This window comes from Promicromonospora sp. Marseille-Q5078, assembly GCF_050315395.1.
Classification (GTDB): domain Bacteria; phylum Actinomycetota; class Actinomycetes; order Actinomycetales; family Cellulomonadaceae; genus Isoptericola.
The window spans coordinates 1,925,885-1,944,440 of record NZ_JBNPQG010000001.1; the positions used below are offsets into that span (position 1 = coordinate 1,925,885).

General features: G+C 74.7%; 17 protein-coding genes. 13 read left to right on the forward strand and 4 right to left on the reverse strand.

Annotation, left to right across the window (positions count from 1 at the left end; all coding sequences use genetic code 11):
• Positions 1-20: 20 nt before the first annotated feature.
• From hflX to ACQFYA_RS08925, 3 genes are all read left to right on the forward strand, one after another.
• On the forward strand, positions 21-1,598 hold the full coding sequence (gene hflX, locus ACQFYA_RS08915) for a GTPase HflX (RefSeq protein ID WP_499123191.1): 1,578 nt from the start codon (positions 21-23) through the stop codon (positions 1,596-1,598).
• A gap of 75 nt (positions 1,599-1,673) precedes the next feature.
• Entirely contained in the window at positions 1,674-3,734 is a 2,061-nt protein-coding gene (locus tag ACQFYA_RS08920) for an ATP-dependent DNA helicase (RefSeq protein WP_499123193.1), read from the forward strand.
• 9 nt (positions 3,735-3,743) lie between these two features.
• Positions 3,744-4,703 (forward strand): L-lactate dehydrogenase, encoded by a 960-nt coding sequence (locus tag ACQFYA_RS08925; RefSeq protein WP_499123195.1) that lies wholly within the window; start codon positions 3,744-3,746, stop codon positions 4,701-4,703.
• A 27-nt stretch (positions 4,704-4,730) separates the two neighbouring features.
• Here the strand turns inward: ACQFYA_RS08925 and lexA are convergent, their stop codons facing one another.
• A complete protein-coding gene (lexA, locus tag ACQFYA_RS08930; RefSeq protein ID WP_499123197.1) occupies positions 4,731-5,543 on the reverse strand; it encodes a transcriptional repressor LexA in 813 nt (270 codons plus the stop codon).
• A 252-nt stretch (positions 5,544-5,795) separates the two neighbouring features.
• On the opposite strand from lexA, the gene ACQFYA_RS08935 reads away from it, so the two are divergent.
• From ACQFYA_RS08935 to ACQFYA_RS08945, 3 genes are all read left to right on the forward strand, one after another.
• A complete protein-coding gene (locus ACQFYA_RS08935; RefSeq protein WP_499123199.1) occupies positions 5,796-6,134 on the forward strand; it encodes a LysM peptidoglycan-binding domain-containing protein in 339 nt (112 codons plus the stop codon).
• 155 nt (positions 6,135-6,289) lie between these two features.
• Complete coding sequence (nrdR, locus tag ACQFYA_RS08940) at positions 6,290-6,838, forward strand: transcriptional regulator NrdR (protein WP_499123201.1); 549 nt, start codon at positions 6,290-6,292, stop codon at positions 6,836-6,838.
• Positions 6,839-6,893: 55 nt separating this feature from the next.
• Entirely contained in the window at positions 6,894-7,154 is a 261-nt protein-coding gene (locus ACQFYA_RS08945; protein ID WP_499123203.1) for a DUF5302 domain-containing protein, read from the forward strand.
• An 83-nt stretch (positions 7,155-7,237) separates the two neighbouring features.
• Here the strand turns inward: ACQFYA_RS08945 and serA are convergent, their stop codons facing one another.
• Positions 7,238-8,476, reverse strand: a complete 1,239-nt coding sequence (gene serA, locus ACQFYA_RS08950) for a phosphoglycerate dehydrogenase (protein ID WP_499123206.1) — start codon at positions 8,474-8,476, stop codon at positions 7,238-7,240.
• 43 nt (positions 8,477-8,519) lie between these two features.
• Positions 8,520-10,838, reverse strand: a complete 2,319-nt coding sequence (locus ACQFYA_RS08955; protein ID WP_499123208.1) for a HelD family protein — start codon at positions 10,836-10,838, stop codon at positions 8,520-8,522.
• A 172-nt stretch (positions 10,839-11,010) separates the two neighbouring features.
• Between ACQFYA_RS08955 and ACQFYA_RS08960 the strand changes: the two genes are divergently transcribed.
• The 5 genes from ACQFYA_RS08960 (at position 11,011) to ACQFYA_RS08980 (ending at position 15,614) form a co-directional block, all read left to right on the forward strand.
• Entirely contained in the window at positions 11,011-12,417 is a 1,407-nt protein-coding gene (locus ACQFYA_RS08960) for a PP2C family protein-serine/threonine phosphatase (RefSeq protein WP_499123209.1), read from the forward strand.
• On the forward strand, positions 12,414-13,625 hold the full coding sequence (locus ACQFYA_RS08965; RefSeq protein ID WP_499123210.1) for a sensor histidine kinase: 1,212 nt from the start codon (positions 12,414-12,416) through the stop codon (positions 13,623-13,625). The genes ACQFYA_RS08960 and ACQFYA_RS08965 overlap by 4 nt, the downstream gene beginning before the upstream one ends.
• A gap of 79 nt (positions 13,626-13,704) precedes the next feature.
• Complete coding sequence (locus ACQFYA_RS08970) at positions 13,705-14,145, forward strand: response regulator (protein WP_499123211.1); 441 nt, start codon at positions 13,705-13,707, stop codon at positions 14,143-14,145.
• A 134-nt stretch (positions 14,146-14,279) separates the two neighbouring features.
• A complete protein-coding gene (locus ACQFYA_RS08975) occupies positions 14,280-15,218 on the forward strand; it encodes a proteasome assembly chaperone family protein (RefSeq protein WP_499123213.1) in 939 nt (312 codons plus the stop codon).
• 192 nt (positions 15,219-15,410) lie between these two features.
• Complete coding sequence (locus ACQFYA_RS08980) at positions 15,411-15,614, forward strand: cold-shock protein (protein WP_499123215.1); 204 nt, start codon at positions 15,411-15,413, stop codon at positions 15,612-15,614.
• A gap of 138 nt (positions 15,615-15,752) precedes the next feature.
• Here ACQFYA_RS08980 and ACQFYA_RS08985 read toward each other — a convergent pair whose 3' ends face one another.
• Positions 15,753-16,580, reverse strand: a complete 828-nt coding sequence (locus tag ACQFYA_RS08985; RefSeq protein ID WP_499123217.1) for a spermidine synthase — start codon at positions 16,578-16,580, stop codon at positions 15,753-15,755.
• A 273-nt stretch (positions 16,581-16,853) separates the two neighbouring features.
• On the opposite strand from ACQFYA_RS08985, the gene ACQFYA_RS08990 reads away from it, so the two are divergent.
• Both ACQFYA_RS08990 and ACQFYA_RS08995 read left to right on the forward strand, forming a co-directional pair.
• The gene (locus tag ACQFYA_RS08990; RefSeq protein WP_499123219.1) at positions 16,854-17,270 is read left to right on the forward strand and encodes an SAV_6107 family HEPN domain-containing protein; all 417 of its coding nucleotides are present in this window, start codon (positions 16,854-16,856) and stop codon (positions 17,268-17,270) included.
• Entirely contained in the window at positions 17,267-18,544 is a 1,278-nt protein-coding gene (locus ACQFYA_RS08995; RefSeq protein ID WP_499123221.1) for a DNA polymerase IV, read from the forward strand. The genes ACQFYA_RS08990 and ACQFYA_RS08995 overlap by 4 nt, the downstream gene beginning before the upstream one ends.
• The last annotated feature ends 12 nt before the right edge of the window (positions 18,545-18,556 follow it).

Below are 18,556 nucleotides of genomic sequence, written 5' to 3' on the forward strand. Positions count from 1 at the left end.
CCCGACCCGAGAGGCACACCTTGACCCACAGCCCGACCAACCCCGACACCCCGCAGGCCCAGGAGCCGTCCGCCGGGGCCGGCGGCCCCGAGACCTCGGCGGACGCGCGCCGCGAGGCCGAGCGTGACGCCCAGGCGATCGCGCAGGACGTCGTGGCGCGAGTGCTCGCGCGGGCCGGTACGGCGCGGTCGGAGGGTGCCACGGTGCACACGACGCACGACGGCGAGCAGCTCGACCTCGAGGAGCGCATCTCGCTGCGCCGCGTCGCCGGGCTCTCCACCGAGCTGGAGGACGTCACCGAGGTCGAGTACCGCCAGCTGCGCCTGGAGCGCGTGGTGCTCGTCGGCCTGTTCTCCGGCGGCGAGGCCGCGGCCCGCGACGCCGAGGTGTCGCTGCGCGAGCTCGCCGCCCTCGCCGAGACCGCCGGCTCGCAGGTGCTCGACGGCCTGCTCCAGCGCCGCCAGAAGCCCGACCCGGGCACCTACCTCGGTTCCGGCAAGGCGGCCGAGCTGGCGGAGGTCGTCGCGTCCGTCGGCGCGGACACCGTCGTGGCCGACACCGAGCTGGCGCCCTCCCAGCGGCGTGCGCTGGAGGACATCGTCAAGGTGAAGGTGGTGGACCGCACCGCGCTGATCCTCGACATCTTCGCCCAGCACGCCAAGTCCCGGGAGGGCAAGGCGCAGGTCGAGCTGGCGCAGCTCGAGTACCTCCTGCCGCGCCTGCGCGGCTGGGGCGACTCGATGTCCCGCCAGGCCGGCGGGCAGGTGGGCGGTCAGGGCGCCGGCATGGGCTCCCGCGGCCCCGGCGAGACCAAGATCGAGCTGGACCGCCGCCGCATCCGCAACCGCATGGCGAAGCTGCGGCGGGAGATCGCCGCGATGGCTCCGTCGCGCGAGACGAAGCGCCTCGAGCGCAAGCGGCACGCGGTGCCCAACGTGGCGATCGCGGGCTACACCAACGCCGGCAAGTCCTCGCTCCTCAACGCGCTGACCGACGCCGGCGTGCTGGTGGAGAACGCGCTGTTCGCCACCCTCGACCCGACGGTGCGCCGCGCGCGCACCGAGGACGGTCGGCCCTTCACGCTGACCGACACCGTCGGCTTCGTGCGGCACCTGCCGCACCAGCTCGTGGAGGCGTTCCGCTCCACGCTGGAGGAGGTGGGCGACTCGGCGCTGCTGCTGCACGTCGTCGACGTCTCCCACCCCGACCCGGAGGGCCAGATCGCCGCGGTGCGCGAGGTGCTCGCCGAGATCCCCGGTATCGCCGACGTGCGCGAGGTCGTCGTGCTCAACAAGGCCGACGTCGCCGACCCGGCGGTGGTCGGCCGCGTGCAGCGCCGCGAGCGGCACAGCGTCGTCGTGTCCGCCCACTCGGGCGAGGGCATGGCCGAGCTGCGCGAGCTCGTCGCGGCCGAGCTGCCCCAGCCGCAGGTCGAGATCGACCTCGTCGTGCCGTACTCGCGCGGCGACCTCGTGCACCGCGCGCACGAGGTCGGCGGGTCCGTGCAGGAGGAGCACCTCGCCGAGGGCACCCGCCTGCGCGGCCGGGTGGACGAGGGCCTCGCCGCCGAGCTGCGCCACGTCGCCGTCACCGCCTGACCCCGACGGCGGAGCGGCGCCCACGGGCTGTGGGCGCCGCGGCCGGAGGTCGGCGGACCGCCCTAGGATCGACGGGTGACCTCCGCCGACACCCCCGACGCCCAGACGCTCCTCGACCTGGCGGTGGGGGCCCTCGGCGGAGGCCGCCGCGACGGCCAGCACCAGATGGCGACGGCGGTCGCCGAGGCCGTCGACGAGGGGCGGCACCTCCTCGTGCAGGCCGGCACCGGGACGGGCAAGTCGCTGGCCTACCTCGTGCCGGCCGTGCGGCACTCGGTGGTCGACGGCAAGCGGGTGCTCGTCTCGACAGCGACCCTGGCGCTGCAGCGGCAGGTCGTCACGCGAGACCTCCCGCTCGTGGCCGAGGCGGTGGGACCGCGGCTGCCGCGGGTGCCGAAGGTGGCGCTGCTCAAGGGCTGGCACAACTATCTGTGCCGGCACAAGGTGACCGGCGGCTACCCGGTGGAGGGCGCCACCCTCTTCGACCTCCCGGCCGACCCCGGGCCGGGTGAGGGGGCGGGCGCCGAGCAGCACCCGGCGCCCCCCGCGCCCCGCGCCAAGGGCGCTCGCGCCGACGACGCCACGACCCTCGCCGACCACGTGCGGCGCCTGCACGCGTGGGCCGACGAGACCGACACCGGCGACCGGGACGACCTCGTGCCCGGCGTCCCCGACCGGGCGTGGCGCCAGGTGTCCGTCACTGCCCTGGAGTGCCTGGGCAACCGCTGCCCGCTGCTGGCCGAGTGCTTCCCGGAGCACGCGCGTGCCGCGGCGCGGGAGGCCGACGTCGTCGTGACCAACCACGCGATGCTCGGGATCGCCGTCTCCGGGAACCCCGGCGTCCTGCCGGAGCACGACGCCGTCGTCGTCGACGAGGCGCACGAGCTCGCGGAGCGCGTGACGGCGGCCGCCACCGTCGACATGTCCCTCACGGTGGTGGAGCACGCGGCACGCCTCGCGCGCCGACACGGGGGCACCGAGACGGAGTCGCTGGACGCGGCGTCGCAGCGGCTCGGGTCCCTCCTCGCCACCGCGCCGGCGGAACGCTTCCCGCTCGGGCTGCCGGACGAGCTGCGCGCGGCCGTCGGGGCGGTGCGCGACGCGGCGCGCGAGCTGCTCACCCGCCTCAAGCCGCAGGGCGAGGCGAAGGGGCAGGGCGCGCCCGACGCCGGGATGAAGATGGCGCAGTCCGCCGTGCTCCAGCTCTTCGAGGTCGCCGAGCGGATGGCGGCCGAGGACACGACGTCCGACGTGCTGTGGTGCTCGCGCCCGCCCGAGAACGCGCCCTGGGCGGGCGACGGCATCACCCGGCTGCACGCGGCGCCCCTCGCGGTCGCGGGCCTGATCCGCACGCACCTGCTCGGCGAGGCGACGGGCGTGTTCACGTCCGCGACGCTCACCCTGGGCGGCACGTTCGACCCGGTCGCGCGCTCGCTCGGCCTCGCCGGCTCCGGCGGGACGGACGAGACGGCGGACTGGAGCGGCCTGGACGTCGGCAGCCCGTTCGACTACCCGCGCCAGGGGATCCTGTACGTCGCCCGCCACCTGCCCGCGCCGGGGCGCGAGCCGACGACGGACGCCCAGCTCGACGAGATCGCCGGCCTGATCGAGGCCGCGGGAGGACGCACGCTGGGGCTGTTCTCGTCGCGGCGCGCGGCCCTCGCGGCGGCCGAGGCCATGCGCGAGCGGCTCGACGTGCCGGTGCTGTGCCAGGGGGACGACCAGCTGCCCACGCTGGTGCGCGCCTTTGCGGACGACCCGGCCACCTGCCTCTTCGGCACCTTGTCGCTGTGGCAGGGCGTCGACGTGCCCGGGCCGAGCTGCCAGCTCGTGCTCGTGGACCGCATCCCGTTCCCGCGCCCGGACGACCCGGTGAAGGCGGCCCGCGCGCGGTCCGTCGAGCAGGCGGGCGGCAACGGGTTCATGCAGGTCTCGGCCACGCACGCGGCGCTGCTGCTCGCGCAGGGGGCCGGCCGCCTGGTTCGCACGTCCGAGGACCGCGGCGTGGTCGCGGTCCTCGACCCGCGTCTCGCGACGGCTCGGTACGGGTCGTTCCTCACCCGGTCGATGCCGGACTTCTGGCCGACCACGGACGGCGAGCTCGTCCGTGCTGCGCTGCGGCGGCTCGACACCTAGCCTGGGGCCGTGGACGGCACACGCAGTACGACCAAGCTCGCGATCGTCGGCGCCGGCGCGGTGGGGTCCACCCTCGCGTACGCCGCCCTGGCCCGGGGGGCGGCCCGCTCCGTGGCGCTCATGGACGTCAACCGCGCCAAGGTGGAGGCGGAGGTCCTCGACCTGCGGCACGGCGGCATGTTCATCCCGCAGGCGGAGATCGAGGGGTCCGACGACATCGAGGTGTGCCGGGGCGCGGACGTCGTGGCGGTGACCGCGGGCGCGAAGCAGAAGCCCGGCCAGAGCCGGCTGGACCTCGCCGAGGCGACCGTCGGGCTCACGCGCACGATCCTGCCGCGCCTGCTCGAGGTGGCCCCCGACGCCGTCTACCTCATGGTCACCAACCCCGTGGACGTCGTCACGTACGCCGCCCAGGAGATCAGCGGCCTACCCCGCGAGCGGGTCTTCGGGAGCGGGACGGTGCTCGACTCCTCGCGGCTGCGCGACGCCGTCGCCCGGCACTGCGGGGTCGCCGTCGGGAACGTGCACGCGAATATCGCGGGCGAGCACGGGGACTCGGAGATCGTGCTGTGGAGCTCCGCCTCCATCGCCGGCGTGCCGCTGCTCGACTGGCGTCCGTTCCGGGGGCGCCCGCCTCTCGACGAGCCGGCCCGGCACCGGATCGCCACCGACGTGGTGGAGTCGGCCTACCGGGTGATCGCCGGCAAGGGGGCGACCAACTACGCGGTGGGGCTGGCCGCGACCCGCATCATCGAGGCGGTCCTCAACGACGAGCACCGCGTGATGAACGTGTCGTCACGGCTCGACGGCTTCTACGGGATCGACGACGTGTGCCTGTCCGTGCCGTCCCTGGTGGACCGGCGCGGGGTCGCGGAGACGATCGACACCCCGCTGTCCGACGACGAGCTGGCCGGCCTGCGCGCCTCGGCCGAGAACATGCGGTCGGTGCAGCGCCGGCTCGGCCTCTGAACCCGCAGGGTCGCCCTGCCGGCCGGCTCAGAGGCTGCGGAGCACGGCCACGACCCGGCCCAGCACCTGGGCCTCGTCACCGGGGATGGGGGAGTAGGCGGCGTTCTGCGGCATCAGCCAGGTGTGGCCGTCGGCCTGCTTGAAGGTCTTCACCGTGGCCTCGTCGTCGATCATCGCGGCCACCACCTCGCCGTTCTCGGCGACGGGCTGGCTGCGCACCACGACCCAGTCGCCGTCGCAGATCGCCGCGTCGACCATGGAGTCACCGGCGACCTTGAGCAGGAACAGGGCGCCGTCGCCCACGATCTGACGGGGGAGCGGGAACACGTCCTCCACCACCTGCTCGGCGAGGATCGGCCCGCCGGCGGCGATCCGGCCCACGAGCGGGACGTACGAGGGGGCCTGCGCCGGCTGGGCGTCCGACCCGGCGACCGACCCGGCGACGAGTCCCTGCGGGAGCGCGGCGGCGGACCCGGTGTCGCCGTCGGCCGTCGGGGCCGAGGGGTCGACCACCTCGATCGCGCGGGGACGGTTGGGGTCGCGCCGCAGGTAGCCCTTGCGCTCCAGGGTCGTGAGCTGGTGCTTGACGGAGGAGGGGCTCGCGAGGCCCACGGCCTCGCCGATCTCGCGCATGGTCGGGGGATACCCGCGCGCCTCGACGGAGCTGCGGATCGTCTCGAGCACACGCCGCTGGCGCGGCGTGAGCCGGTCGGCCGAGGGGGCGAGCTCGCTCACGGACGCGAGCGCGGTCCCGGTGCCGCCGGCCACGTCCTCCGGGGTGTCGCTCGGCGCCGTCCACGGCGCCGGAGCCGCCGGGGCCTGGTCCCGTCCGCTGGTCATCGCGTTCTCCGTCCTGCAGGGGCGCGGCCCGCGGGCGGGCCGATGAAATCCGACAAACCTTCCATCGCGCTGCTGGTCACTCTAGGACAGTTCCGCCCCGACATCAAACATCTGTTCGATCAGACCTCGACCGTGTCGTCGCGACGTGGTACACCTAGTACAGCAGTTCGACGTACAGGTGTTCGACGAACGGATGTTCGACGAAGGCGCCGCCCGCGGGGCGGCGCGGCGACGTGGACCGGAGGCAGGACGATGCAGAACCCGCGCAGCACCACCGACGCACCGGGCTTCCTCGGCCTCGGGGGGCTCCGGCTCACCCGGCGGGGCAGGGTCGTGATCGCCCTGCTCGCTCTGGTGGTCCTCGTCGGTGCCGGCCTGATCGGGCAGCGCGCGGTGGCGGAGTCGCCCGGGTCCGGCGTCGAGGTCCGGCTGCACACGGTCGCCCCCGGGGAGACCCTTTGGCAGTACGCGCAGTCGGTGCGCGACTCGGGTGACGACCTGCGGGACGTGGTCGCGGAGCTGCGCGACCTCAACGGCCTCGCGACGGCAGAGCTCCGGACGGGGCAGGTCGTGCTCCTGCCGCTCGACTGATCGGCCACGGGTCCGCCGCCGCGCTGCTTCCGTCGTGGTGTCCGCCGCGAGCCGGCGCCGGTGGCAGGATGGACCTGCTTGCGCCTGGAGTCGCCCGCCGCTTACCTTGTCGGGCAGCCGGGCGCCGGTCCGGAGCCGAGCGCAGGAGACCAGCGATGCACTGCCCGTTCTGCCGCCATGCGGACTCGCGAGTCATCGACTCGCGCACCTCCGACGACGGTTCGTCCATCCGCCGACGGCGGCAGTGCCCGGCGTGCCAGCGCCGCTTCACCACGATCGAGACCGCCAGTCTGTCGGTCGCCAAGCGCTCCGGCGTCACCGAGCCGTTCAGCCGCGACAAGGTCGTGGCGGGGGTGCGCAAGGCGTGCCAGGGCCGGCCCGTGAGCTCCGACGACCTGGCCCTGCTGGCGCAGAAGGTGGAGGAGACGCTCCGCGCGTCGGGCCGCCCGGAGGTCGAGGCGAACGAGGTCGGGCTCGCGATCCTGGGGCCGCTGCGCGAGCTGGACGAGGTCGCCTACCTGAGGTTCGCCAGCGTCTACCAGTCGTTCGAGTCGCTGGAGGACTTCGAGAGCGCGATCGTCTCGCTCCGCGCCGAGCGGGAGGCCCGGGACGACGGCGAGTCGTCGGCGGACGACTGTGGCTCGTCCGACCGCGACGGTGCGACGTCGGGGGCGACGGTCGCGGGGCGCGACACGGCCCGCTGAGGGATCCCCGCCCGGTCCGGGCGAAATGCCCTGGCGTCTCCCAAGGTGCCAGGGCATGCTGGACCGCACCAGGTGCTGCGCGGTCCGCCGTGCGAGCACGCCCACCCCGACGGACCACGAGGTGACCGTGATGACGACGGACGACTCCAAGGCGGCGAAGCCCTCCGAGGACACGAAGGCGCGCTTCCGGGAGGCGCTGGAGCGGAAGAACGCCGCCAGCCACCCGACCGCCGGCAAGGACGGCAACACCGGCCAGGTGCACGGTTCCGAGACCGCCGGGCCGGTGCAGAAGATGTTCCGGCGCAAGTCCGGCTGAGCCGCTCGGCCGCACGCCGGCCGCACGTGCGAAGGGCCTCCCCGGGGAACCGGGGAGGCCCTTCGTGCGTGGGGGGGCCGGAATCAGCCGGCCGCGGGCCCGGGCGGGAACTCGGGCCGCTCGAAGGCGTCCCGGATGCGCAGGCGGATCGTGGAGTCCATCGCCTGCAGCTTCGCCGAGGCGCCGCGCTGCGTGACGTCGGAGATGTCGGTGACCACGTAGCCGACCTCGCCGCGGGTGGCGAGCATCTGCGCCTCGATGTTGGCGCCGTGGTCGGCGAACACCTGGTTCACCCGCGCGAGGACGCCGGGGACGTTGCGGTGCAGCAGCATGATGCGGCCGACGCCGGTGTGCGCGAGCTGGAGGTTCGGGAGGTTCACGGACAGGGTCGTCGACCCGGTCAGCACGAAGTCCCGCACCTTCTTGGACACGAACTCGCCGATGGCCTCCTGGGCCTCCTCGGTCGAGCCGCCGACGTGCGGCGTGAGGATGACGTTCGGCAGCCCGCGCAGGGGAGAGGTGAACTCGTCGCCGCGCTTCTTGGGCTCCGTCGGGAAGACGTCGACGGCCGCGCCGCCCAGGTGGCCCGACAGGATGTGCTCACGGAGCGCCTCCACGTCGACCACGAACCCGCGGGACAGGTTGAGGAAGATCGCGCCGGGCTTCATCCCGGCGAACAGCTCCGCCCCGAAGAGGCCGGCGTTGCCGGGCCGCCCGTCCACGTGGATCGTCACGGCGTCGGAGACGGCGAGGAGCTCCTCGACGGTCTCGACGCGGTGCGCGTTCCCGAGGGACAGCTTCTCGGCCGTGTCGTAGAACACGACCCGCATGCCCAGGTTCTCCGCGAGCACCGAGAGCTGGGAGCCGATGTTGCCGTAGCCGATGATGCCGAGGGTGCGGCCGCGCACCTCGTGCGCGCCGTCGGCGGTCTTGTCCCAGACGCCGTCGTGCAGCGCCTTGTCGCGCACGGTGAGGCGGCGGGTGAGGGAGATGATCTCCGCGACCGCCAGCTCCACCACGGAGCGCGTGTTGGAGTACGGCGCGTTGAAGACCGCGACACCGTGGGCCGCGGCGGCCTCGAGGTCGATCTGGTTGGTGCCGATGGAGAAGGTGCCCACGGCCTGCAGGCTCGGGACGCTCTCCAGGACCTTCCGCGTCACGGTGGTCTTGGACCGGATACCGAGGATCTGGAAGTCCGCGAGGGACTCGATCAGCTCGGCCTCGTCGAGCGCGCCGGAGCGCGTGACGACCTCGATCCCCGCGTCACGGAGATTCTGGGCGGCGACAGGGTGGACGTTCTCGAGCAACAGGGCACGCAGCACGTGCCCATGGTGCGCCGTGCGGGGCCGTGCCCACAAACCCGTCTCACGCCACGGCGAGCTCCACGATCCCGGCGGGGAGCTGCTGCTCGTGCACCACGACGAGTCGCTGGGTGGGCCGGGTCATCGCGACGTACAGGTCCGAGGCGCCCCCGGGCCCGCCGGTGACCGCCTCGGGCTCGACCAGGACGACCGCGTCGAACTCCAGGCCCTTGGTCCCGCGCGGGTCGAGCACGACGACCTGCGCGTCCTCCGGGCGCTGCGCGAGCAGCCGGGACGCCTCCTCCGGTCCCAGCGCGCCGGGCAGCGCCGACTCCACGGCCTCGCGCAGCGCGCGCACCTGGTCGGCGGCCGCGACCACCGCGACCCGGCCCGCGCCGTCGGAGCCGACGAACTCGGCCGCGAGCGAGAGCACGTGGTCCACGACCTCCCGCACGAGCACGGGCCGTGCGGGGCCGGACGGGGTGACGCGGCTGAGCTCGAGCGCGCCGACCACCTCGCGGGCCGCCGTCAGCGGCGAGGTGGGCAGCCCCGCGGCCGCCGCCATGCGCTGCGCGGCGTCGGCGACCTCGGCCGGCGTGCGGTAGCTGACGGTGAGCTCCTCGAGGCGCCACGAGTCGCCCAGGACGGGGCCGAGCGCGCCGGCCCACGACCGGGCGCCCGCCGCCGACGACGTCTGCGCGACGTCGCCGACGATCGTCATCGAGCGGGTGGGGACGCGGCGCACGAGCATCCGCCACGCCATCGGGGAGAGCTCCTGGGCCTCGTCGACGACGACGTGGCCGTACGTCCAGGTGCGGTCCTCCGCGGCGCGCTCGGCGGTGGTCAGGCGCGGGCCCGTGGACTCGAAGCGGGACGCCAGCGTCTCGGCGTCGACGAGCCCGCCGCCCGCGCCCGTGGACTCGAGGACCGAGCGGGCGTACTCGAGCTCGGCGGCGCGCTCGGACGCCCGGGCCCGCGCCTCGGCGCGCGCGATGGAGTCGTCCTCGCCGAGCAGCTCCGCGGCCTCGTCGAGCAGGGGGACGTCGGCCTCGGTCCACGGGGTGCCCGGGTCCCGCCGCACGGCGGCCCGCTCGCGGTCGGACAGCTCGGGGGCCGCCTCGGCGAGGCGGTGCGGCTTCGCGAAGAGGTCGGCGACGAGCTTCTCGGGCGTGATCGGGAACCACGCGAGGTTGAGGGCCACGCGCACGTCGCGATGCGAGCGCAGGTCCTCGGTGACCATCGCGACGTCCTCGGGCGCGAGCTCGGTGTCCGCCGCCGCGCGGTACTGGTCCACGAGCCGCGCCAGCATGTCGCGCACGAACGTCGCCCGCGCCTCGTTGTGGGGCTTGTGGGTGCGCCGGGCGCGGGCGATGGCGTCGCGCACGTCCCGGCGCCGCACCGCGAGGTCGTACCCCTCGAGCCGGAAGCGCACGTCGCGGGCGGGGACGCGCTCGCGGGCGCGGACGGCGCGGTGCACGACGTCGCGCCACACCAGGCGTCCCTTGATCTCCGTGGCCTCCGGGCCGTCGACCTCGGTGGCGCGGACGCCGGGCAGCAGCTCGCCCACCGTCGTCGCCACGACGCCCGTCTCGCCGAGCGAGGGAAGCACCTGGTCGATGTACCGCAGGAACGCGCGGCTCGGGCCGACGAGCAGCACGCCGCTGCGCTCCAGCACGCGCCGGTGTGCGTACAGGAGGTAGGCCGCGCGGTGCAGCGCGACGGCGGTCTTGCCGGTGCCGGGCCCGCCCTGGACCACGAGCGCGCCGGGCAGGTCGGAGCGGATGATGCGGTCCTGCTCGGCCTGGATCGTCGCGACGATGTCGGTCATCCGGCCGGTGCGACGCGCGGCGAGCGACGCCAGCAACGCGCCTTCGCCCGACAGCGTGGAGGCGGCGAGGGTGCCGTCCGTGCCGTCGCCCTCTCCGTCGACGGACTGCAGCGCGTCGAGGTCGAGCACCTCGTCCTCGAGGCCGGTCACGGCGCGCCCGCTGGTGACGAGGTGCCGGCGGCGTCGCACCCCCGCGGGGTGCAGGGCCGTGGCCCGGTAGAACGGGGTGGCGGCCGGCGCTCGCCAGTCGGTCAGCAGGGACCGGTGCTCGTCGTCCGCGAGACCGAGGCGCCCGACGTACCGAGTGTCGCCGTCGTCGAGGTCGAGGCGGCCGAACGCGAGCCGGTCCTCGACGGCGTCGAGCTGCGCGACGCGGTCCTCGTACAGGGTGGCGAACGCGTCGCGCTCGCTCCGGTTCTGCGGCGATCCGGAGGGCCCGGACCGGCGGACCTCCACCAGGCGGTCGCGCGTCGCGCGCCGCAGCTCGTCCAGTCGGGCGTAGAGGCCGTCGACGACCCCTTGCTCGCGGGCCAGCTCGTCGTGCCTGCCTGCCACGCATCCTCCCCAGCGTCCTTCGCGCCGCGCGCGGTCGGCGGCGCGGCCACGGTGCGGCGGACCATCATTGCAGATGCCGCGGGCGCCCGGGTGCGCCGTCCGGGCGCCGAGCGGCGACGCGCCGGGCCGGGGGCACCGCCCGGGCGGGCACGTGCGGGCTAGGATCTGGCCCATGAGCAGCGGCGACGTCCTGCGAGCCGGGTCCGAGGGGCCGGCCGAGGACGCGACGGCCACCGTGCTTCTCGTCGAGGACGACGACGGGGACGCGCTGCTCGTCACGGAGCTGCTCGAGGACGCCGAGGTGTCGATCGTCCTGAGGCGTGCCCGGTCCGTCGCGGAGGCGGTGGACGCGCTCGCCCGCCCCGGCGGCGCGCCGGGCGTCGACTGCGTGCTGCTGGATCTCGGGCTGCCCGACGCCGTCGGGCTCACGGCCGTGGAACGGCTCCGCGAGGTGGCCGAGCGGGTGCACGACGTGCCCGCCCTCGTGGTGCTCACCGGCCTCACGGGCGGCGACCAGGGGCTGCGTGCCGTGGCGGCGGGCGCCGACGACTACCTGGTCAAGGGCGAGACGGACTCGGGGCTCCTCGGAAGGTCGCTGCGCTACGCGCTGCAGCGCCGCCGGTCCGCCGCCCAGCAGCGGGCCCTCTACCGCAGCGCCGTGCGCGCGGAGGAGACCGCGCGGCTGGAGCGTGCGCTGCTGCCCAAGCCCCTCGTGGGCGACGAGAAGGTCTCCGTGATGGTCGGCTACCTGCCGGGCGGCGGCGGGCTGCTCGGCGGCGACTTCTTCGACACGGTGGAGACGCCCGACGGCACGGTCCTGTCCGTGGTGGGCGACGTCGCCGGTCACGGCCCGGACGAGGCCGCCCTCGGAGCCACGCTGCGCACGGCGTGGCGCACGCTGGTGCTGACCGGGACCGAGCCCGAGCGGATCCTCGAGCACCTGGAGCGCGTGCTCCTGACGGAACGGTCGCGGCCCGAGGTGTTCGTGACCCTGTGCCAGGTGGTCGTGACGCCCGACCGCTCCGGCGCCGACGTGTACCTGGCTGGCCATCTGCCGCCGCTGCTCATCACCGGCCCGGTGGGCGACCTGCGGTGCGAGGCGCTGCCGCCGACGGGGCGCGGCCGTGCGCTGGGCGTCCCTGTGGAGGGCGGGTGGGAGCCGCGGCGGATCGACCTCGACGGGCCCTTCGCGCTGATGCTCTACACGGACGGGCTCGTCGAGGCGGAGGTGGACCTCGGTGCGGCGCGGACGGACGACCCGGAGCTCGACGGGCTGGGCCGCGACGCCCTCGGCCTCGCCGCCCTGCACGGCGAGCGGCCCGCCCGGGTCGGCCTGCTGCGGCAGCGGGTGCCCCGGCTCGGGCAGTCCGGGCTGCACGAGCTCGTGCGCGACGACCTGGGACGGCACGGCGTCGTCGGCGTCGTGGAACGGGTGCTGCGGCGCGTCCGCGCGCTGCACGGCGGGCCGTTCACGGACGACGCGGCCCTCCTGGTCGTCGGCTGGACCGGGCGCGACACCCCGTACCTGGGGGAGCGCTCCTCGACCCTGGCGGACTCGGCCGAGTGGGCCAGGCCGTGAGGCGCGAGCGCCCGCTGCACGACGTCGTCCTGCGGCTCCTCCTCGTCGTCGGGGCGGTGCTGCTGCTGGCGCTCGCCGTGGCGCTCGTCGCGATCCAGCGCTCGCTCGTGCTGCTTCGGGTGGGGGTCGGGGACGAGGCCATGGACGCGGCGCACGCCTGGAACCTCACCCTGCTGGTCGTGGTGATCGTGCTGGTGCTGCTCGTGGTCGTCATGGGGCTCTTCATGTGGCGGGCCCTGCAGCGCGGGGTGACGCGGCCGCTGGCGCGGCTCGCCGACTCGGTGCGCGCGGCGAGCACGGGCGAGCACGAGCACGAGATCCGGGTCGAGGGCACGGGGGAGGTCGCGGCGCTCGCGGCCGACGTCGAGCACATGCGCCGCGAGCTGGTGCAGCAGGTCGCCGAGGTGAGCGCGTCGCACGGCGAGACGGCGCGTGCGCACGCCCGGCTCGCGGAGCAGGCACGCGAGCTGGCGCGCTCCAACCAGGAGCTGGAGCGCTCCAACCGGGACCTGGAGCAGTTCGCCTACGTCGCGTCGCACGACCTGCAGGAGCCGCTGCGCAAGGTCGCGAGCTTCACCCAGCTGCTGCAGAAGCGCTACGGCGAGCAGCTCGACGACCGGGCGGACCAGTACATCGCGTTCGCGGTCGACGGCGCGCGCCGCATGCAGCGGCTCATCCAGGACCTGCTGAGCTTCTCGCGGGTCGGCCGCTCGGGCAGCGAGCCGGAGGACGTCGACCTCGAGCAGGTCCTCGAGCAGGTGCGGCACGACCAGGGCGACCGGATCGCCGAGGCGGGCGCCGAGGTCACCCACGACCCGCTCCCGGTGGTGCGCGGGGAGCGGCCCCTCCTCGCGATGCTGCTGACCAACGTCGTGGGCAACGCGGTGAAGTTCCGTGACCCGGCACGGCCGGCGCGGGTGCACCTGTCGGCGCGTCGCCTGCCGGCCCCCGAGGCGGGGTGGGAGATCTCGTGCACGGACAACGGGATCGGCATCGACCCGCAGTACGCCGAGCGGGTCTTCGTCATCTTCCAGCGGCTGCACCCCAAGGACGTGTACACCGGCACGGGTATCGGGCTCGCGCTGGTCAAGCGGGTGGTCGAGCACCACGGCGGGAGCGTCTGGCTCGAGCCGACGGACGGCGGCGGGACCACCGTGCGATGGACCCTGCCCGACCGCGACGAGGCGACCGGCGGCGTCGTCGGTTAGGCTCGAGGTCGTCGCTGACCTGCGACGACGCACGAGCGGTACGCCCCGACCGGGGCCCCGACGACGCCGAGGAGCGTGCATGGCGGACCAGCAGACGGGCATCGAGGTCCTCCTCGTCGAGGACGACCCGGGCGACGTGCTGATGACGCGCGAGGCGTTCGAGGAGCACAAGGTCGTCAACCGGCTCTCCGTGGTCGCGGACGGCGTGAGCGCGATGGCGTACCTGCGCAAGGAGGGCGAGCACGCCGAGGCGTCGACGCCGGACCTGATCCTGCTGGACCTCAACCTGCCGCGGATGGACGGCCGCGAGGTGCTGGCGGCGGTCAAGGCGGACGAGCGGCTCAAGCACATCCCGGTGGTCGTGCTGACGACGTCGGAGGCCGAGGAGGACGTCCTGCGGTCGTACTCGCTGCACGCGAACGCGTACGTGACGAAGCCGGTCGACTTCGACAGGTTCATCCAGGTGGTCCGGCAGATCGACGATTTCTTCGTCACGGTGGTGCGCCTGCCGCGCCACTGACGCCCGGGCCCGGCGGTCGGGAAGGATCCGGGCGCCGGTGAGGTTGTGACTCCTGCGGGCGCGAGCCCGTCGGCGAGAGCCGGGCAGGCGAGAGCCGGGCGCAGGAGCGCCGGGCACCCCGAGGAGGAGAACCGTTGCTGGACCCGCAGAGCATCTACGAGGTCGACGAGGCCGCCGTCGCGCGCGTCCTGCCCCGCGGTGGGGACGACGCGCCGTCGACCGGCGACGGACCCGTGCTGCTGCACGCGCTGGACGGGTTCGTCGACGCCGGGTCCGCGGGCGAGATCGCCGTGGAGCACGTCACGGAGGAGCTGGCCACCACGCGCCTCGTGACCTTCGACGTCGACCGCCTGCTCGACTACCGGTCCAAGCGGGTCGCGATGACGTTCGACGCCGACCGCTGGTCGTCCTACGACGAGCCGTTCCTCGCGATCGACCACGTGGCGGACCGTGAGGGCTCGGGGTTCCTGCTGCTGCACGGGTCCGAGCCCGACCTCCAGTGGGAGCGCGTGGTCGCGGCCGTCAAGGGCCTCGTCGAGCGGTTCGACGTCTCGCTGACGGTGGGCTTCCACGGGATCCCGATGGGCGTGCCGCACACGCGGCCGCTGTCCCTCACGGCGCACGGCACGCGGCCGGGCCTGGTCGAGGACTACACGTCGTTCTTCGGCACCGTGCGCGTGCCGGGGTCGCTGGCCGCACTGCTGGAGTACCGCCTCGGGGAGGCCGGGCACGACGCGATCGGGTTCACCGTGCACGTGCCGCACTACCTGGCGCAGTCCCGCTACACGCCCGCCGCGGTGGTGGCGCTGCGCCACGTCGAGCGCGCCACGGGCCTCGACCTCGCGACCGGGCTGCTCTCCGAGGCGGCGGCGGACGCGACGATCGAGGTCGAGAAGCAGGTGGGGGAGTCCACCGAGGTCAAGGCCGTCGTGAAGGCGCTCGAGGAGCAGTACGACGCGTTCACGCGATCGGTGGGCCGCCCCAGCCTCCTGGCGGAGCAGGCGCCGCTCCCGACAGCCGAAGAGCTCGGCGCCGAGTTCGAGCGGTTCCTGGCCCAGCGGGACGACGACTGACCGTCCGGGACGGCCGTCCGGGATGGCCGTCTCGCGGCATCCGCGGCATATCCGTGGCGCACCGGTGTGGTCCGTGCCACACTGACCGCGTTGCAGAGGCGTCCCCACGCAGGAAGCGGCGGCGGCCTGTGCAGCGACGGGTGGCCGCCCGGCCTGCCCGTGACCGTTGTGACGGAAGGTCGAAGGATCAGCATGGCGCAAGGTTCTGTGAAGTGGTTCAACGCCGAGAAGGGCTTCGGCTTCATCGCGCAGGACGACGGCGGCGCGGACGTCTTCGTGCACTACTCCGCGATCCAGTCGCAGGGGTACCGCAGCCTGGAAGAGGCTCAGCGGGTCGAGTTCGAGATCACCCAGGGGCCCAAGGGCCCGCAGGCGGAGCAGGTCGTCCCGCTCTGACGCTCGGCTCACCCGACGACGGCCGCGTCCCCCCGGGGCGCGGCCGTCGTCGTGCGCGGCCGTCGTCGTGCGCGGCCGTCGTCGTGCGCGGGCGTCGCCCGCCGGGCGGGCGGCGCCGGCAGAGGGCTCAGGTGTGGCTCAGGTCCCCGCGAAGCGCGCCAGCTCGTCGCCGACGAGGAGCCGGGTCGGGACGGGCAGGCTGCGCAGGTCCCGGGCGAGCGCGGCGTCGTCGAGGTCTACCTGCGCGCCGCCGGCGGCCTCCTCGGCGTCCGTGGCCCCCTCGCCCCGGTCCGGCAGGGCCCGCACCGCGACGAGCACCACGTTGCCGTAGCGACGGCCCTTCAGGACGGCGTGCTCGGCGATCACCCCGATCCGCCCGTCGCGGACGGCACCGTCCCCGAACGCGGCGGCGAGGGTGGCGACCTCCCGTCGCGCGAGGTGCAGCGGCGGCCGGTCCGCGCAGTTGGCGAGGAGCACGCCGCCGGGCCGGAGCGCGCGGTGCGCCGCGGCCGCGAAGTCGGCGTCCGCGAGGTGGTCGGGCGTGCGGTCGCCGGCGAACACGTCCCGGACCACGACGTCGAACGACTCCGGGGCAAGGGACGCGAGGGCGTGGCCCGCGTCGTCCGCCCGCAGCCGCAGCAGGGGGGAGCGCGGGAGGGCGAACCAGCTCCGCACGAGCTCGAGCAGGCGGGCGTCGACGTCGACACCGAGCTGGCGCGAGCCCGGTCGTTCGTGCTCGACGTGCCGTGGCAGCGCGCACCCGGCGGCACCCAGGTGCAGCACGCGCAGCGGCCCTGCGGGCAGCACGGCCAGCACGGCGGCCATCTGCTGCATGTACTCGAAGGCGAGAAACCCGGGGTCCGCGAGGTCCAGGGCCGAGCTCGGCACGCCGTTGACGTGCAGCGTCACCCGGTCGGGGTGGTCGGGGTCGCGTTCGACGCGCGCGGTCCCCGTGTCGATCGGCACCTCGCCGTCGGGGAGTGTCGGTGCGTCGGGGGATGCTGGGGTGCGTCGACCGGACCGGCGGTCGGGGCGCGAGCCGCCTCGGGAGGTGCGGGGCATAGGACCAGTCTCCCCGGTCCGCGGCGGTGGTCGCGTCGGGGGCCGGCGGTTGACAGGAATCGAACAGGTGTTCGACACTGGACGGGCGCGGGGTAGGCCGCGGAGCACGGGAGGTGCAGGATGTCGGCTCGCACGAGATCTGCCAGGACGGGTGGTCATGGCTCCACCGGCGCGGGCGTGCTGCCCCCGAGCCCCGAGGTGACCCGGTTGCTGGACCGGTCGGACGCGGAGCTCGCGGCCGCCGCGACCGCGGCCGACCCTGCCGACCGTTTCGTGCACGCCCACCTGGCCGCGCTCCGGTCGGCGGCCGCGGTCGTCGCGCTGCGCGGGCGCCCGTCGGCACGGACGCGGGCGCGCTCGGTGTGGGACATGCTGGCGCTCGTGGAACCGGACCTCGCCGCCTGGTCAGGGTACTTCGCGTCCGGCGCGCGGGTGCGTGCGGCCGTCGAGGCGGGCCTGGAGCCCGAGGTCGACGCCCGCCGCGCCGCGGAGCTGGTCGCGTGCGCCGAGGACTTCCGGGACGAGGTGGGCCTGCTGGTCGACCCGCGCGCAGGGTTCGCCCGCCCGCTCGTCGTGGCGCCGGCGGCGTCATGAGCCGAGGCCCGCGGGCCACCGGCGCGTTCCGCGACTGGGGCTCGGACGAGTCGGGCACCTCCGTGCTCCACGTCGACATGGATGCCTTCTTCGCGTCCTGCGAGCTCGTGCGCCGACCTGAGCTGCGCGGGCGCCCGGTGATCGTGGGCGGCCGGGAGCGCGGGGTCGTGCTCGCGGCGACCTACGAGGCCCGGGCGTTCGGCGTCCGCTCGGCGATGTCGATGGCGGCGGCGCTGCGCCTGTGCCCGCAGGCGGTCGTGGTGCCGCCCGACCATCACCTGTACCACGACGTGTCCGAGTCGGTCATGGAGATCCTCTCCGCGGTGACGCCGCTGGTGGAGCGGATCTCGGTCGACGAGGCGTTCCTCGACGTGAGCGGCGCGCGCCGTCGGCTCGGCTCCCCGACGACGATCGGGGCGCTGCTGCGCGAGCAGGTCCACGCCGAGCACGGGATCACGTGCTCGGTCGGCGTCGCGCGGAACAAGTTCGTGGCCAAGCTCGCCTCGACGCACGCGAAGCCGGACGGAATGCTGCTCGTGCCGGCGGACGCCACGGTGCCGTTCCTGCGCACCCTGCCGGTCGGGGCCCTCTGGGGCGTGGGGGAGAAGACGGAGGCCGCGCTCGCGCGGTGGGGCATCACCACGGTGGCCGAGCTCGCCGACACCGACGTGCCGACGCTCCAGGCGGCGGTGGGCTCCGTGTCCGGTGCGCACCTGTACGACCTGGCGTGGGGCCGGGACCCGCGGCCCGTCGTCCCGGGGCGCGAGGAGCGGAGCGTCGGTGCCGAGACGACGTTCGAGCGCGACCTGTACGACCTGCGAGCGGTGGAGCAGCGGGTGCTGGAGCTCGCCGACCGGGTCGCCGCGCGGATGCGTCACCAGGGGGTCGTCGCCCGCACGGTGGCGATCAAGGTGCGGACCAGCGACTTCCGCACGCTGACCAGGTCGCGCACGCTCGCGGGGCCGACCGACGTGGCGCGCGAGATCTATCTCGTGGCGCGCGACCTGCTGGCGGCGGCGGACCTGCGCGGGCTGCCGGTCCGCCTGGTCGGGGTGCGGGGCGAGAACCTGCAGGTCAGGACCGGTCTTGCCGAGCAGGTGACGCTGGAGGAGTCGATGGATCCGCGCCAGGAGGCGCGTCGCGAGGCCGAGCTGGCGCTCGACGCGGTCCGCGAACGGTTCGGGAGATCGGCGATCAACCTGGGTGCGGACTCGGGGCGCCGTCCAGGTTCACCCCCGCCGACTACCATGGCGGGCGGCGCAGGCATATCCTGAGTCCGTAACCGT